At 74.0% G+C, this 13,894-nt stretch carries 16 protein-coding genes; 8 read left to right on the forward strand and 8 right to left on the reverse strand.

Going from position 1 to position 13,894, the window contains the following annotated elements; genetic code table 11:
- Positions 1-214: 214 nt before the first annotated feature.
- The 5 genes from ABD879_RS29325 (at position 215) to ABD879_RS29345 (ending at position 4,115) form a co-directional block, all read left to right on the forward strand.
- Complete coding sequence (locus ABD879_RS29325) at positions 215-1,009, forward strand: DUF58 domain-containing protein (RefSeq protein WP_345024940.1); 795 nt, start codon at positions 215-217, stop codon at positions 1,007-1,009.
- Positions 1,006-1,956, forward strand: a complete 951-nt coding sequence (locus tag ABD879_RS29330) for a VWA domain-containing protein (protein WP_345024941.1) — start codon at positions 1,006-1,008, stop codon at positions 1,954-1,956. The genes ABD879_RS29325 and ABD879_RS29330 overlap by 4 nt, the downstream gene beginning before the upstream one ends.
- A 93-nt stretch (positions 1,957-2,049) precedes the next feature.
- Positions 2,050-2,667 carry a class I SAM-dependent methyltransferase gene (locus tag ABD879_RS29335; protein ID WP_345024942.1) on the forward strand — a complete coding sequence of 206 codons (618 nt, stop codon included), beginning with the start codon at positions 2,050-2,052 and terminating at the stop codon, positions 2,665-2,667.
- A complete protein-coding gene (locus ABD879_RS29340; protein WP_345024943.1) occupies positions 2,664-3,230 on the forward strand; it encodes a TrmH family RNA methyltransferase in 567 nt (188 codons plus the stop codon). Before ABD879_RS29335 ends, ABD879_RS29340 begins: the two co-directional genes overlap by 4 nt.
- A gap of 69 nt (positions 3,231-3,299) precedes the next feature.
- The gene (locus ABD879_RS29345; protein ID WP_345024944.1) at positions 3,300-4,115 is read left to right on the forward strand and encodes a glycerophosphodiester phosphodiesterase family protein; all 816 of its coding nucleotides are present in this window, start codon (positions 3,300-3,302) and stop codon (positions 4,113-4,115) included.
- 20 nt (positions 4,116-4,135) lie between these two features.
- On the opposite strand, the gene ABD879_RS29350 is transcribed toward ABD879_RS29345, so the two are convergent.
- Positions 4,136-5,056 (reverse strand): helix-turn-helix domain-containing protein, encoded by a 921-nt coding sequence (locus ABD879_RS29350; protein ID WP_345024945.1) that lies wholly within the window; start codon positions 5,054-5,056, stop codon positions 4,136-4,138.
- A gap of 223 nt (positions 5,057-5,279) precedes the next feature.
- On the reverse strand, positions 5,280-5,573 hold the full coding sequence (locus tag ABD879_RS29355) for a type II toxin-antitoxin system Phd/YefM family antitoxin (RefSeq protein ID WP_345024946.1): 294 nt from the start codon (positions 5,571-5,573) through the stop codon (positions 5,280-5,282).
- A gap of 121 nt (positions 5,574-5,694) precedes the next feature.
- Here ABD879_RS29355 and ABD879_RS29360 point away from each other — a divergent pair, with 121 nt between their 5' ends.
- The 3 genes from ABD879_RS29360 (at position 5,695) to ABD879_RS29370 (ending at position 7,459) form a co-directional block, all read left to right on the forward strand.
- Positions 5,695-6,345 carry a ClpP family protease gene (locus ABD879_RS29360; RefSeq protein ID WP_378268505.1) on the forward strand — a complete coding sequence of 217 codons (651 nt, stop codon included), beginning with the start codon at positions 5,695-5,697 and terminating at the stop codon, positions 6,343-6,345.
- Complete coding sequence (locus tag ABD879_RS29365) at positions 6,345-6,959, forward strand: ATP-dependent Clp protease proteolytic subunit (RefSeq protein WP_345024948.1); 615 nt, start codon at positions 6,345-6,347, stop codon at positions 6,957-6,959. The genes ABD879_RS29360 and ABD879_RS29365 overlap by 1 nt, the downstream gene beginning before the upstream one ends.
- Positions 6,960-7,114: 155 nt before the next feature.
- Positions 7,115-7,459: an RNA polymerase-binding protein RbpA gene (locus tag ABD879_RS29370; protein WP_344946444.1), complete on the forward strand. Its 345-nt coding sequence runs from the start codon at positions 7,115-7,117 to the stop codon at positions 7,457-7,459.
- 193 nt (positions 7,460-7,652) lie between these two features.
- On the opposite strand, the gene ABD879_RS29375 is transcribed toward ABD879_RS29370, so the two are convergent.
- The 6 genes from ABD879_RS29375 to kamD form a co-directional block, all read right to left on the reverse strand.
- Positions 7,653-8,198, reverse strand: a complete 546-nt coding sequence (locus tag ABD879_RS29375; RefSeq protein ID WP_345024949.1) for an FxsA family protein — start codon at positions 8,196-8,198, stop codon at positions 7,653-7,655.
- A gap of 165 nt (positions 8,199-8,363) precedes the next feature.
- Positions 8,364-9,110 carry a polyprenol monophosphomannose synthase gene (locus tag ABD879_RS29380; protein ID WP_345024950.1) on the reverse strand — a complete coding sequence of 249 codons (747 nt, stop codon included), beginning with the start codon at positions 9,108-9,110 and terminating at the stop codon, positions 8,364-8,366.
- A gap of 5 nt (positions 9,111-9,115) precedes the next feature.
- Complete coding sequence (lnt, locus tag ABD879_RS29385; RefSeq protein ID WP_345024952.1) at positions 9,116-10,750, reverse strand: apolipoprotein N-acyltransferase; 1,635 nt, start codon at positions 10,748-10,750, stop codon at positions 9,116-9,118.
- Between the two features lie 694 nt (positions 10,751-11,444).
- Positions 11,445-11,840, reverse strand: coding sequence for a 3-aminobutyryl-CoA ammonia lyase (kal, locus tag ABD879_RS29390; RefSeq protein WP_345024955.1), 396 nt, complete (start codon positions 11,838-11,840; stop codon positions 11,445-11,447).
- Entirely contained in the window at positions 11,837-12,652 is an 816-nt protein-coding gene (gene kamE, locus ABD879_RS29395) for a lysine 5,6-aminomutase subunit beta (protein ID WP_345024956.1), read from the reverse strand. The genes kal and kamE overlap by 4 nt, the downstream gene beginning before the upstream one ends.
- The coding region (gene kamD, locus ABD879_RS29400) for a lysine 5,6-aminomutase subunit alpha (protein WP_345024958.1) at positions 12,649-13,894 on the reverse strand (1,246 nt) is incomplete at its 5' end. The genes kamD and kamE, both read right to left, overlap by 4 nt.

Here is a 13,894-nt window from a genome sequence, read left to right on the forward strand (position 1 = left end):
TTGTCTTCCTAAGACCGCTTGGCCTCCGACTTCACGCCGCACCGACAAACTCACCGCCCTCGCCCCCGAACGCACCCTCCGCCGCCTCGAACTCGCCGTCACCCGACGCCTCGACGGCCTCCTGCACGGCGAACACATGGGCCTGCTCCCCGGCCCCGGCACCGAACTCGCCGAAGCCCGCCTCTACCAACCCGGCGAAGACGACGTCCGCCACATGGACTGGGCCGTCACCGCCCGCACCACCACCCCCCACGTCCGCGACCTGGTCGCCGACCACGAACTCCACCTCTGGGCCCTCACCGACCTCAGCCCCAGCATGCAGTTCGGCACCACCACCCTCCTCAAACGCGACCTCGCCGTCGCCGCCCTCGCCGCCGTCGGCTTCCTCACCGTCCGCCTCGGCGACCGCATCGGCGCCTACCTCCTCGGCCCCGGCGGCCTGCACCGCTGGCCCGCCCGCACCGGCAAAGCCGCCATGTACACCCTCCTGCAAGGCATCCTCGACACCCCCACCCCCACCGCCGACACCAACCCCCACACCCCCACCCCCGACCTCGCCCAAGCCATCACCGCCCTGCACCGCGGCCAGACCCGCCGCGGCCTGCGCGTCATCGTCTCCGACTTCCTCGACCCCACCGACCCCGCCCTGCACAACCCCCACCCCACCTGGGAACGCCCCCTCCGCCGCCTCGCCGCCCGCCACCAGGTCCTCGCCGTCGAGATCATCGACCCCCGCGAACTCGACCTCCCCGACGTCGGCCTGGTCGAGATGACCGACCCCGAGACCGGAACCGTCCACGAGATCGTGCTCAACCGACGCACCCGCCAACGCTACGCACAGGCCGCCGCCGCCCAACGCCAACGCACCCGCGACGCCCTGCGCCGCTGCGGCGCCCACCACCTCGTCCTCCGCACCGACCGCGACTGGATCACCGACATCGCGCGCTTCGCGCTGCGCCAACGCCGCGCCGCCGGACGCGCCGTCGCCGCCCAGGGGGTGCGCCCATGACCTTCCTGTCGCCCGAACGACTCTGGCTGCTGGCGCTGCTCCCGCTGCTGGCCGCCGCCTACGTGCTCGTGCAGCTGCGCCGCCGCCGGCACACCGTCCGCTTCACCAACCTGGCCCTGCTCAGCCAGGTCGCCCCCCGCCGCCCCGGCTGGCGCCGCCACGTCGCCGCCGGCCTGTTCCTCAGCATGATCCTGCTGATGATGATCGGCTTCGCCCGCCCGGCCACCGGCGTCAAGGTCCCCCGCGACCGCGCCACCGTCCTGGTCGCCGTCGACGTCTCCCTGTCGATGATGGCCCGCGACGTGGCCCCCACCCGCTTCGAGGCCGCCAAGGCCGCCGCCAAGAAGTTCATCCGCGACCTGCCCAGCCGCTTCAACGTCGGCGTCGTCTCCTTCGCCGGCAGCGCCAACCTCGTCGCCGCCCCCTCCACCGACCGCGAGGCCGCCATCGCCTCCATCGACCAGCTCGTCCTGGCCAAGCGCACCGCCATCGGCGAGGCCGTCTTCACCTCCCTGCAGGCCGTCCGCTCCTTCGACGCCCAGGCCAGCCAGGGCGACCCGCCGCCCGCCCACATCGTGCTGCTGTCCGACGGCGACAACACCACCGGCCGCACCGTCCCCGAGGCCATCGACGCCTCCCGCGCCGCCCACGTCCCGGTCTCCACCATCGCCTTCGGCACCCCCTACGGCACCGTCGACATCGAAGGCGAGACCACCAGCGTCTCGGTCAACAAGGAGACCCTGCGCATGCTCGCCGAGAGCACCCAGGGCAAGGCGTACGAGGCCACCGACGCCGACCAGCTGTCGGAGGTCTACGCCAACATCGGCAGCTCGCTCGGCTGGAAGATCGAGCACCGCGACGTCTCCGCCCGCTTCACCGGCATCGCCCTGCTGTTCGCCCTCGCCGCCGGCGGCACGTCCCTGCTCTGGTTCTCCCGCCTGCCCTGACCCCGGCGCCCCGTCCGGCACGGCGGCCCCGCGCGCTGCGGCGGGACGCCCGCCGTGCGCGGCCGGGCCGCAACGCTGGTACGGTCGGCCGACGTGGGGGAACACTACTTCGCCTCGCGGCCCGAGGCGCCCAGCCGCCGCCGCACCGTCGATCTCGTCCTGCCCGACCTGCACCTGCGGCTCGCGACCGACAGCGGCATGTTCTCACCCGACCGCATCGACCCCGGCACGCGCATCCTGCTGGAGACCGCGCCGCCTCCCCCCGCCGCCGGCACCCTCCTGGACCTGGGCTGCGGCTACGGCCCCATCGCACTCACCCTGGCGCGCCGTTCGCCTCAGGCGGTTGTTTGGGGGGTGGACGTGAATCGCAGGGCTTTGGATTTGGCGGAGCAGAATGCCACGACCGCAGGCCTTGACAATGTAAGGTTCTGCTTGGCGGACGAGACCGATCCCGGGCTGCGCTTCGACGCGATCTGGTCCAACCCGCCGATCCGCATCGGCAAGAAGGCCCTGCACGACCTGCTGCTCGCCTGGCTGCCCCGCCTCACCCCCGGCGGCCGCGCCCACCTGGTCGTCCAAAAGCACCTCGGCGCGGACTCCCTGCAGCGCTGGCTGAACGACCAGGGCTTCCCCACCGAGCGGATCGCCTCCCGCTCCGCCTACCGGATCCTCGCCGTGTCCGCCCGAACGCAGGAAGGCCCGACCCCATGAGCAAGCCGCAGACCGCCGCGCCCGCCCGCCGGCAGCTGCGCCCCACCGACGTCAAGCGCCTCAACCGCGACTGGCGCCGCCGCACCGACGCCCGCCTGGGGCTGCTGGTCGAATCGGTCACCCAGCCGTTCAACATCGGCTCCATCCTGCGCAGCGCCGCCGCCTTCGGCGTCGAGCACCTCTGGCTGGCCGGCAACGCCACCACCCCCGACCACCGCGGCGTCGGCAAGACCGCCCTGGGCAGCGAACGGCTCGTCCCCTGGGAGCACGCCGGAACCGCCGCCCAGGCCGCCGCCGCCGTGCGCGAGGCGGGCCTGCGCCTGGTCGCGATCGAACTCACCGGCGACGCCCAGCCCCTGCACGAGGCCCCGCTCGACGGCGACGTGTGCCTGGCCGTGGGCGGCGAGGACCACGGCTGCTCCCCCGCCCTGCTGGCCGCCGCCGACGCCGTCGCCTACATCCCCCAGATCGGCCGCGTCGGCTCCCTCAACGTCGCCGTCGCCACGGCCATCGCGCTCGCCGAGGCGCGCCGCCGCGAATGGGCCCACGACCCCGCGCTTTGACAAAGTAAGGGCGACACCCCGGGACGGGGAAGATCGCCTGCGGCGGCGCCGGACGGCGATAATCGGGGCGTGCGGCGCAGCTACGCATTCCTCGACCACGACGGCCCCATCGCCTTCGCCCACCGCGGCGGGGCCGCCGACCGTCCCGAGAACTCCATGGCCGCCTTCCAGCGCGCCGTCGACCTCGGCTACCGCTACCTGGAGACCGACGCGCACGCCACCGCCGACGGCGTCGTCGTCGCCTTCCACGACCGCACCCTCGACCGCGTCACCGACCGCCGCGGCACCATCGCCCGCCTCCCCTACGCCGAGGTCGCCAAGGCCCGCATCCACGGCACCGAGCCCATCCCCCGCCTGGACGACCTGCTCGGGTCCTTCCCCGAGGCCCGCTTCAACATCGACCTCAAGGACGCCCCCGTCATCGGCCCCCTCGCCCGCGTCCTGCACCGCACCAAGGCGTGGGACCGGGTCTGCATCACCTCCTTCTCCACGCGCAGGCTCGAGCAGATGCGCGCCCGCCTGCCGCTGTTCACCGACAAGGACGTGTGCATGGCGCTCGGCCCCCGCGGCGTCATGGCGCTGCGCGCCAAGTCCTACGGCGGCCCCGCCGCCAAGCTCGTGCGCCTGGCCGCCACCGGCGTCGCCTGCGCCCAGGTCCCCCACGGGCTGGGGCCGGTCCCGTTCGTCACCGAGTCCTTCGTCGCCCAGGCCCACGAGCTGGGCCTGCAGGTGCACGCCTGGACCGTCAACCGCCGCACCGAGATGGAACGCCTCCTCGACCTGGGCGTCGACGGCATCATGACCGACGACCTGCTCACCCTGCGCGACGTCATGGCCGCCCGCGGCCTGTGGCGGACCGTCCCCGCCTCGCCCGACGGCCGCTGAAGGCCCGGCCGGCCCCGCGGTCAGCCGGTGACGGCGGCGTCCGCGGCCCGGTCGGCCAGCAGCCGCAGGTCCTGCGCCGCCGCGGACCCGGCGGGGGCGTGGTAGACGGTCAGGACCTGCTCCTCGTCGTCGGGCAGCCGGAACGACTCGAACGACAGGGCCAGGTCGCCCACCCGCGGATGGCGCAGCCGCCGCACGCCGTGGCTGTTCTCCTTGACGTCGTGGCGCGCCCACAGGCCGCGGAACTGCGCGCTGCGCGCCGACAGGTCGCCCACCAGCGCCGCCAGCTCGGGGTCGTCCGGCCGGCACCCCGCGTACAGGCGCAGCGCGCCGACGACGTCCGCCGCCACCGCCTCCCAGTCGGCGAACAGGCTCCGGTGTTCGGAGTGCAGGAACACCAGCCGGGCCCAGTTGCGCTCGCGGACGGGCAGCCGGTCCCAGTCGCCGAACACGGCCGCCGCCATCGTATTCCAGGCCAGGATGTCCGTGCGGTGCCCCGTCACGTAGGCGGGCACCGTCTCCAGGGAGGCCAGCATGTCCCGCAGTGCGGGGCGCACCCGGTCCCGCGGAGGCGGCTCGTGCCTGTGCCGGCGCCGGCACTTCACCAGATGCGTCAGGTGGGCGTGTTCGGCGTCGGTCAGCCGCAGGGCCCGGGCGATGGCGTCGAGCACCTCGAAGGACACGTTGTTGCCCCGGCCCTGCTCCAGACGCGTCAGGTAGGCGACCGACACCCCGGCGAGCTGCGCCAGCTCCTCGCGGCGCAGCCCCGGCACCCGCCGGTGCCGGCCGCCGGCCGGGAGCCCGACGTCCGCCGGCCTCACCCGGGCCCGGCGGCTGCGCAGGAACTCGCCGAGCTCGCCGCGCGGATCGACTGGCGGCTCACCGGCGTCCACCGCGTCCACCGCGTCCACCGCGTCGTCCGCCTCGGCCTGATGGTCCATGGGGTCATTATCCCGGCTGCTCCCCCGCCCCCGCGCCCGGCGAGCCCGCCCGGCGGGCGGTGTCCTGGCCGACCCGCCGCCCCGTCGCGCGACGGGGCGGCGGCGCGGGCTGCAGTTGACGGCGCCGCCGGCGTGCCGCCGGGCGGTCACCCGCAACCACGCTCGTTACGGCTCGGCCGCCCGCCAACCCGCACAGGCCGGTCGGGACAGCGGAGACCGGGGGTCAGGGGGTGAAGCCGGGGCGCTGGGGGCCGCCGGGCGGGCGGTACTGGGCGGCGACGCGCAGCGGGGCGGGGTGGGGCTGCGGCGCGGGCTGCGGCTCCGGGCGCTCCTCCGCGCCGGACGGGCCGGTCTGGGCGAGGTGGAGGCGCCCCTCCCGCAGGCTCTCCAGCAGCTCGAGGTCCTCGGCCGACACCAGGGCCGCCATGACCTTCCCCCGCCGGGTGAGCGCGATGCGCTCCCCGGAGTAGGCGACCCGGTTCACCAGGTCGGCGAACTCCGCGCGTGCCTCCGTCACCGGCTTCTCCACGTGTTCATCTTACGGCGAACCCCCCTGTCCCTTCGGACGCCGCGGACGTAGGCTCGGGCTCGAAATGTACAGTACGTACAGAACGTACAGATGATCTTCGGGAGGGTTCATGTGCGACGGGCTCGGTCAGGGCTTCGGCGAGGAACGGTCCGGACCGCCGACGTACGCGGGCAGGAGCAGCACGGCGGTGGACGTGCCGGCGCGGCTGGGGCAGGAGCAGCTGATGCACCGGCTGCTCGACCAGCGGATCGTGTTCCTCGGCAAGGAGATCGACGACGACCTGGCCAACCGGGTCTGCGCCCAGTTGCAGCTGCTGGCGGCGCAGGACCCGCACCGCGGCATCACCGTCTACATCAACTCCCCCGGCGGCGTGGTGGACGCCGGGATGGCGATCTACGACATGATGCAGTTCGTGCCCAACGACGTGGCCACCGTCGCGCTGGGCCTGGCGGCGTCCATGGCGCAGACGCTGCTGTGCGCGGGCGCCCCGGGCAAGCGGTACGCGCTGCGGCACGCGCGGGTGATGATGCACCAGCCGCACGGCGGCATCGGCGGCACCGCGTCCGACATCAAGATCCAGGCCGAGCAGTCGGTGTACCTCAAGCGCGTGCTGGCCGAGCTGCACGCCCGGCACACCGGGCAGCCGCTGGAGCGCATCGAGGCCGACTCCGACCGGGACCGCTGGTTCACCGCCGAGCAGGCCCTGGAGTACGGGTTCGTCGACCACGTCGTCGACACCACCGACCGGGTGGGGGCGTGATGGGGCGCCTCCCGCGGGCCGAGGGCCGGTACGCGGTCCCCTCGTTCGTCGAGCGCACCCCCTACGGCCACCGGGAGACGAGCCCGTACGGCAGGCTGTTCGGGGACCGGATCGTGTTCCTGGGCACGCCGGTCGACGACACCGCCGCCAACGACGTCACCGCGCAGCCGCTGGCGCTGGAGGGCATGGACCCCGACCGTCCCATCAGCCTCTACATCAACTCGCCGGGCGGCTCTCTGACGGCGATGACGGCGGTGCTGGACACCATGCGCCACATCCGCCCGCAGGTGGAGACCGCCTGCGTGGGGCAGGCGGGACCGGCGGCGGCGGTGCTGCCGGCCGCCGGAGCCCCGGGGCGGCGGGCCGCGCCGGTCAGTTCGCGGATCCTGCTGCACCAGCCGGCGGTCGAGGCGTCCCGGGGCCGGGCCGCCGACCTGGAGATCCAGGCGCGGGAGATCAACCGGCTGCGGGAGCGGACGGTGGAGATCCTGGGCGAGGCCACCGGCCGGGACCCGGCGCGGGTGGGCGCGGACATCGCGCGGGAGCGGTACTTCACCGCCGCCGAGGCGCTGGAGTACGGGCTGGTCGATCATGTGCTGACCACGCGCGGCTGACCGGGCGCGGGGGCGTCCGCCGGGCCGAACGTTTCTGCCGCTCGGCCCGGCGGACCGGAAAGAGCAGGGTTGGAACGGCCCCGCGACGGGAATCTTGTGACGGTCAGCAGCGTTGGCTAGGACGAGACCGCAAGCCGTCTGGGAGGCACGTGACGATGGCCGAGCGCGCACTTCGCGGCACTCGACTCGGAGCGACGAGCTACGAGAACGATCGCAACACCGATCTCGCTCCCCGTCAGGAGGTGGACTACACCTGCTCCCGGGGGCACCGGTTCACCGTGACGCTCGCCGCCGAGGCCGAGGTGCCGATGACCTGGGAATGCCGCAACTGCGGCGTGACGGCGCTGCGGGTGGACGGCGAGGCGCCGCAGGCGAAGAAGGGCAAGCCTCCGCGCACCCACTGGGACATGCTGATGGAGCGCCGCACGGTCGAGGACCTGGAGGAGGTCCTGGCCGAGCGGCTGGCGATCCTGCGGGCGGGCCGCAGAAGGACGGCCTGACCCCGCTCCGGCTCGGATGCGGTCCGTGCCGTCACACCGGCGACGGCACGGATCCGCCGCCGCCCCGCTTCCCCGCGCTCGTCGATCTGGTCTCGCCTCCGCCGGCGCACGTCGGCGCTCCCCCGCACCTCCTCAGGGCCCGTGTCAGCGCCCTCGTCGGCGCCCTCGTCGGCGCCCTCGTCGGGGCCCGCCGTCAGCGCCCGCCGCGAACATCGATCTCGCCGCTGCCGCCGTCGTCCTTGACGACCTCCCCCTGCACCACCGTGCCCGTCGGCGTACCGCCGGCGTCTCCGCGGCCGAACGGGTCGCGGACGCCGAAGGGGCCGAACGCCTCGTCCATCCCCGGCGGGTAGACCGACCGGACGCCGGCGGCCCGCACCCGGCGGGCGACGCGGGCGGCGAGCAGCCGCCGCAGCAGCGGCCGGGTGACCGGCAGGACGAACGCCAGGCCGAGCACGTCGGTGAGGAACCCGGGGACGAGCAGCAGCATGCCGCCGATGAGGATCAGCGCGGTGTCGGCGGGTTCGCGGTCGGGCATGCGGCCGCGGCCGAGGGTCTCCTGCAGGTCCCGCCAGGCGCGCCGTCCCTCGCGGCGGACGATCCAGCCGCCGAGCAGGCTGCCGGCCGCCAGCAGCGCGACCGCCCACCAGGGGCCGATCGCCTGCACCGCCTGGACGATCAGGTAGATCTCCACGATCGGCAGCAGCAGGAACGCCAGAACCAGTACGAGCGGCAGCATGGCTCCATCTTCACCTAGGCGGTCGGCCCTTCACCTGTGTCAACGCCAGGGCGGCGGCGAACGTTTCCACCCGGCGGCCGTCCCCGCCGGCGGCACGTCGGCATCCGGGCGGCCCGGCCTGGCCCGGGGCGGGCCGGACGCGGCCGTGCGGGGCGGGGGCGCGGGTCAGCGGGGCGGGCGGCGCTTGCGCAGGCGCGCGCTGGTGCCCCACTGGGTGATCCGCCACATGGCCTCGACCATGATGTCGCGGTTCATCTTGCTGGCGCCGTGGGTGCGTTCGACGAAGGTGATGGGGACCTCCACGACCCGCAGCCCCTCGCGCAGCGCGCGCAGCGCCAGGTCGATCTGGAAGACGTAGCCGCGGGAGTCGACGCCGTCCAGGCCGATCTTCTCCAGGGTGGCGGCGCGGAAGGCGCGGTAGCCGCCGGTGGAGTCGTGCAGCGGCAGGCCGAGCATGAGGCGGGCGTAGGTGTTGGCGCCGCGGGAGAGCACCTCGCGGCGCAGCGGCCAGTTGCGGACCTGGCCGCCGGGCACCCAGCGGGCGCCGATCACCAGGTCGGCGTCGGTGAGGGCGCCGAGCAGCCGGGGCAGCTCCTCGGGCTGGTGGGAGCCGTCGGCGTCCATCTCCACCATGACGTCGTAGCCGTGGTCCAGGGCCCAGCGGAACCCGGCGATGTAGGCGGCGCCCAGACCGTTCTTGGCGGTGCGGTGCAGCACCTTGACCTGGTCGTCGGCCGCGGCCATGGCGTCGGCGACCTCGCCGGTGCCGTCCGGGCTGTTGTCGTCGACCACCAGCACGTCCACCGACGGCACGGCCTTGCGCACCCGGCCGACCAGCCGCTCGATGTTGTCGCGCTCGTTGTAGGTGGGCACGATGACCAGCACCCGGCCGAGCTCGGCTGGGATCTCCATCGGTGTCAATTCCCCTCGTCTTGTCTGGCGGTTGACCTCGCGGCCGCCGCGACCGCCCCCACGGCCAGGAGCACCAGCGCCCATTCGGGCGCCGCGCCCAGTCGGTCGGCCACCGTCCGCGACGTGCGCGCCGGCACGGCGGCGACATGCATGTCGGGGACGAACTCCCGCGACCGGTAGAGCATCCGGCCGTCCGGGGCGACGACCGCGCTGATGCCGCTGGTCGCCGCAACCAAGATCGTACGACCATGTTCGATCGCCCGCAGCCGGGACATCGCGATCTGCTGCGGGGGCAGGCTGGTGCGCCCGTAGGTGGCGTTGTTGGTCTGCACGACCAGCAGGGAGCCCGCGGACACGTCGCGGACCTCCTTGTCGTAGGCGACCTCGAAGCAGATGACGTCGCCGATCGTGGTCGGCCCGAGGCGCAGCACGCCCGAGCGGGTGCCCTTGGCGAAGTCGCGGGGGATGCGCTCGAACCGGGTGATCAGCTTGGTGAGCAGGGAGCGGAACGGCAGATACTCGCCGAACGGCACGGGGTGCCGCTTGACGTAGTAGTCGCCGGGGCCGGTGCGGGGATCCCAGACGATGCCGCGGTTCTCCACCTTCTGCCCGTCGGGGGTGTCGACCAGGGCGCCGACGAGCACGGGCACGCCGATGTCCTTGACGGCGCCGTCGATGGCGGCGTAGGCGTCGGGTTCGGCGAACGGGTCAAGGTCGCTGGCGTTCTCCGGCCACACCACCAGCTCGGGGCGGGGCAGCTGCCCGGCGCGCACGCGGGCGGCCAGCTCGTGGGTGCGGCGCACGTGGTTGTCCAGGACGGCCCTGCGCTGCCCCAGGAAGTCCAGGCCGAGCCGGGGGACGTTGCCCTGGATGACGGCGACGGTGACCGTCTTGCCGCCGGTGGGCGTCGGGATGAGGAACGCGCCGCCCACGACCGCGGTCGACACGGCCAGGGCGACGGCCACGGGCCGGGCGCCGGCGCGGTGCGGGCGCAGGCCGCGGCGCGCCCCGGCGGTCGCGACGACGGCGTAGGCGGTCAGCTCGCCGACCAGGGCGGTCAGGAAGGTCACCAGCGGCGCGCCGCCGACCGCCGCCCACGGGGTGAAGGCGGAGGCGGTCTGGCTGAACGCCAGCCGCGCCCAGGGGAAGCCGCCGAACGGGACGCGTCCGCGGACCGCCTCCTGGGCCACCCACAGCGCGGCGGTCCAGACCGGCCAGCCGGGCAGGCGGGTGACCAGGGCGATGCCCGCGCCCATGGGCGCCCAGTACAGCGCCTGGATCAGGCTGAGCACGATCCACCCGTCCGGCCCGACCTTGACGATGCCGTCCAGCACCGGGACGAAGAACGCCACGCCTCCGGCGAATCCCAGCCAGGCGCCGGTGCGGGCGGGCAGGCCGCGCAGCGCCAGGGTCAGCAGGGCGACGCCGACGGGCGCCAGCGGGGTCAGGTCGGCGGGCGGGAACGCCAGCCACAGGACCAGGCCGCCGGCCAGCGCCAGCAGGATGCGGGGCCAGCCGGCCCGCCCGCCCCGGCGCAGCCGGGCCGGGCGGGCGGCGCCCGCCTCGGCCGCCTGCGCCGTCCCGGCTCGACCCGCCGCATCGGCCGCCGCGGGCCGTTCCGGGAGAGTCTCCTGCGCCACCGGCACGCTCCTCCGCTCGTGCTGTTCCCCTGGCCGAACGGTACCGGGCCGCCGGGACGGTGGCGACCGGGCGCGATCCCCTTTATGCCGGAAACGCACCGACTGCGGGGAGGCACCGTGTTCATCCGCCCGCCGACGGGGCGGCAGGAAAGCGTGCGCGGGGCGGAACGAGCGGAACGAAAGGCGGGCGGCAGGGAGGCGGACGGCAGAGCGGGAGACCGGAGCGACCGGGACGAGGGGCGGGGGCACGGAGGAGGGCCCGCGACATCCCTCGGGCCGGAGTCGTCCCACAGGCGGTGAGAACGAAAGCTCCGTTTTCTAGTGGATGTCCGGGCCCTTCCCGGGTCCAAGCCCCCGACCGATCGGGCGGCCCCGCCGGGCGCGGCACCCGGGCAACGCACCTGGCTCGGGACGGAGGCGAGGAGCGATCGGTGTGCGATCCGCGCTCGTCCCCGTCGTGGCGCGGTGTCCGGTGGCGCCATCGAGCGGCCGATCGGTGAGTCCCGTGCTGGACTGGTGCCAAACTACCGGCTTCGCGAGCTGTGTCAACCGCCGCATGCGCTGCGGTGTTTCCGTGTCATCCCAGCTCAGCGCCATGATCGACGGTGCGGGGAGATCGCGCCGCCCGTCCGCTCCGCCGCCGGTGCCCGTTTTTTGGACGCCGCGCCGCGCCCCGGCCGCCGCGGACCGGCCGTCACGCGCCCGCCGGAGGCACCACGACGGTGCCGGTCGCGGTGACCGCGACGATCGGCTCGGCGAGCACCTCGGCGGCCGACGGGCCCCGGTCGGGACGGCCCCGGCACACCACGCGCGCCTCGAAGTCCAGGGTGCGGCTGCGGGTGCCGACACGGGTGACGGTGGCGGTGGCCTCCAGCACGTCCCCGGCCCGCACGGGCGCGCGGAACTGGACGTCGGAGTAGGAGGCGAACAGGCCCTCGTCGCCGTCGGTGCGGATGCACACCTCGGTGGCCACGTCCCCGAACACCGCCAGCACGTAGGCGCCGTCCACCAGGTTCCCGGCGTAGTGGGCGTGCCCGTAGGGGACGTAGCGGCGGTGGGTGACGGTGAGCCCCAGACGCGGATCGCTCACTGGGCGGCCTCCCGGGGCAGCAGGGCGTGGACGAGGTAGCTGGCGACCTCCGACGGGGTGGTGCCTTTGCCGAAGATGCGGTCCACCCCCAGCTCGTCGGCGGTGACGGTGTCGAAGCGGGGGCCGCCCACCACCAGCAGCGGACGCCCCATGCCCGCGGCCACGGCGGTGGGGTACTCGGCGTGGAACGCGGCGGCCATCTGCTTGGTGTTGTGCAGGTGCGCGTTGCGCTGGGTGACCACCTGGGACACCAGCACCGCGTCGGCGTTCTCCGCCTTGGCGCGCGCCACCAGTTCCTCCACGGTGACCTGGGCGCCCATGTTGACCACGTGGATCTCGCGGTAGTACTCCAGGCCCTTCTCCCCCGCGAAGCCCTTGACGTTGAGGATGGCGTCGATGCCGACGGTGTGGGCGTCGGTGCCGATGCACGCGCCCACCACCACCAGGCGGCGGCCCAGCGCCGACCGGATCGCCAGGTTGACCTCCTGGGCGCTCAGCAGCGGGTACTCGCGCTCGGGCGGGGCGGGGATGGCCGCGTAGTCGATGAGGTGGTTGACCCGCCCGTAGACGATGAAGAACGTGAAGTCGGGGCCCATCGCCTTGGCGTGCACCACGCTGGCCGGGTCCAGCCCCATCTTGGCGGCCAGTTGCAGCGCGGCGGCCTCGGCGCGCTTGCCCGCCGGCACGGGAAGGGTGAACGACAGCTGCACCATGCCGTCGCCGGTGGTGTCGCCGTAGGGGCGGATGACCTGCCGGGTGTCGGCCTCGGCAGGGGTGCGGGCGGTGGTGGAACCGGGGGTCGCGGCCGTCATGCGGGCACCTCCTCCTGCGCGCGCGCCGCAGCGTGCGGGTCCTCGGTGTCGAGGATCTCGATGGCGGGGTTGAAATAGCCGTCGGCGCGTTCCACGACGCCGTCCAGGCCCTTGCCGCCGTCGGGGGGACGGCGGGTGACGCCGAACGTGCCGTCGGCGATGGCGTTGAGCAGCCCGTCGTCGGCGATGCGCGCCAGCAGGTCCACCGACTCGGCCAGCACGCGCCGCGCCCGCTGCACGATGAACCCGTCGGGGCGCGGGACGAAGTCCTCGGCCAGGTCGCCGCAGGCGTCGCGGACGTAGCGCACGTTCTCCAGCGCCAGGTCGCGGTCCGACAGCCAGGGGGTGTGGATGCCCTCGGTCATCATCCCGATGAGGATGATGGACTGGCCGGTCATCACCCCGGCCAGGTTGAAGAAGGCGTCCAGCAGGTACCCGGCGAAGATGTTGCCGGTCATGTGCTTGGTGGGCGGCATGTACTTCAGCGGCGCGGCGGGGAACAGCTCGCGCACCAGCTGGGCGTGCGCCAGCTCCAGGCGGAACGAGCCCGGCAGCGACGGGTCGATCTCGAAGGCGTGGCCGAGGCCGAGCTGGGCGTCGGTCAGCCCCGCCTCGTGCCCGAACCGCTCGTTGAGCAGCTGGCTGACGATCACCGTGTGCGCGGCGTCGACCGCGTCGGCGGTGGTGAGGTAGTTGTCCTCCCCGGTGTTGATCAGGATGCCGGCGCGGGCGTGGATCTGCCGGGAGAACCGCTGGTCGATGAAGGTGCGGCGGGGGTTGATGTCGCGGAAGATGATGCCGTACATGCAGTCGTTGAGCATCATGTCCAGGCGCTCCAGCCCGGCCAGCGTCGCGATCTCCGGCATGCACAGGCCCGAGGCGTAGTTGGTCAGCCGCACGTACCGGCCCAGCTCGCGGGACACCTCGTCGAGCGCGGCCCGCATCAGCCGGAAGTTCTCCTGCGTGGCGTAGGTTCCGGCGTACCCCTCGCGGGTGGCGCCCTCGGGCACGTAGTCCAGCAGCGACTGCCCGGTGGAGCGGATCACCGCGACCACGTCGGCGCCCTCCCGGGCGGCGGCCTGCGCCTGCGGGATGTCCTCGTAGATGTCGCCGGTGGCGACGATCAGGTAGATCCACGGGTGCGGCGGGTCGCCGACCTGCCCGAGCAGCCGGTCGCGTTCGGCGCGGCGGGCGTCGATGCGGTCGGTGCGGGCGCGGGCGGCGGCGAGCGCGGCCTCACGC

Origin of the sequence: Actinomadura keratinilytica (assembly GCF_039539665.1) — a bacterium.
Classification (GTDB): Bacteria; Actinomycetota; Actinomycetes; order Streptosporangiales; family Streptosporangiaceae; genus Spirillospora; species Spirillospora keratinilytica.

Excerpts from the sequence above, each read along its gene's own strand:
- ABD879_RS29325 (WP_345024940.1), top strand. The coding sequence starts at position 215 with ATGGACTGGGCCGTCACCGCCCGCACCACCACCCCCCACGTCCGCGAC.
- ABD879_RS29330 (WP_345024941.1), top strand. The coding sequence starts at position 1,006 with ATGACCTTCCTGTCGCCCGAACGACTCTGGCTGCTGGCGCTGCTCCCG.
- ABD879_RS29340 (WP_345024943.1), top strand. The coding sequence starts at position 2,664 with ATGAGCAAGCCGCAGACCGCCGCGCCCGCCCGCCGGCAGCTGCGCCCC.
- ABD879_RS29350 (WP_345024945.1), bottom strand. The coding sequence starts at position 5,056 with ATGGACCATCAGGCCGAGGCGGACGACGCGGTGGACGCGGTGGACGCG.
- ABD879_RS29360 (WP_378268505.1), top strand. The coding sequence starts at position 5,695 with ATGTGCGACGGGCTCGGTCAGGGCTTCGGCGAGGAACGGTCCGGACCG.
- ABD879_RS29365 (WP_345024948.1), top strand. The coding sequence starts at position 6,345 with ATGGGGCGCCTCCCGCGGGCCGAGGGCCGGTACGCGGTCCCCTCGTTC.
- ABD879_RS29370 (WP_344946444.1), top strand. The coding sequence starts at position 7,115 with ATGGCCGAGCGCGCACTTCGCGGCACTCGACTCGGAGCGACGAGCTAC.
- ABD879_RS29375 (WP_345024949.1), bottom strand. The coding sequence starts at position 8,198 with ATGCTGCCGCTCGTACTGGTTCTGGCGTTCCTGCTGCTGCCGATCGTG.
- ABD879_RS29380 (WP_345024950.1), bottom strand. The coding sequence starts at position 9,110 with ATGGAGATCCCAGCCGAGCTCGGCCGGGTGCTGGTCATCGTGCCCACC.
- kamE (WP_345024956.1), bottom strand. The coding sequence starts at position 12,652 with ATGACGGCCGCGACCCCCGGTTCCACCACCGCCCGCACCCCTGCCGAG.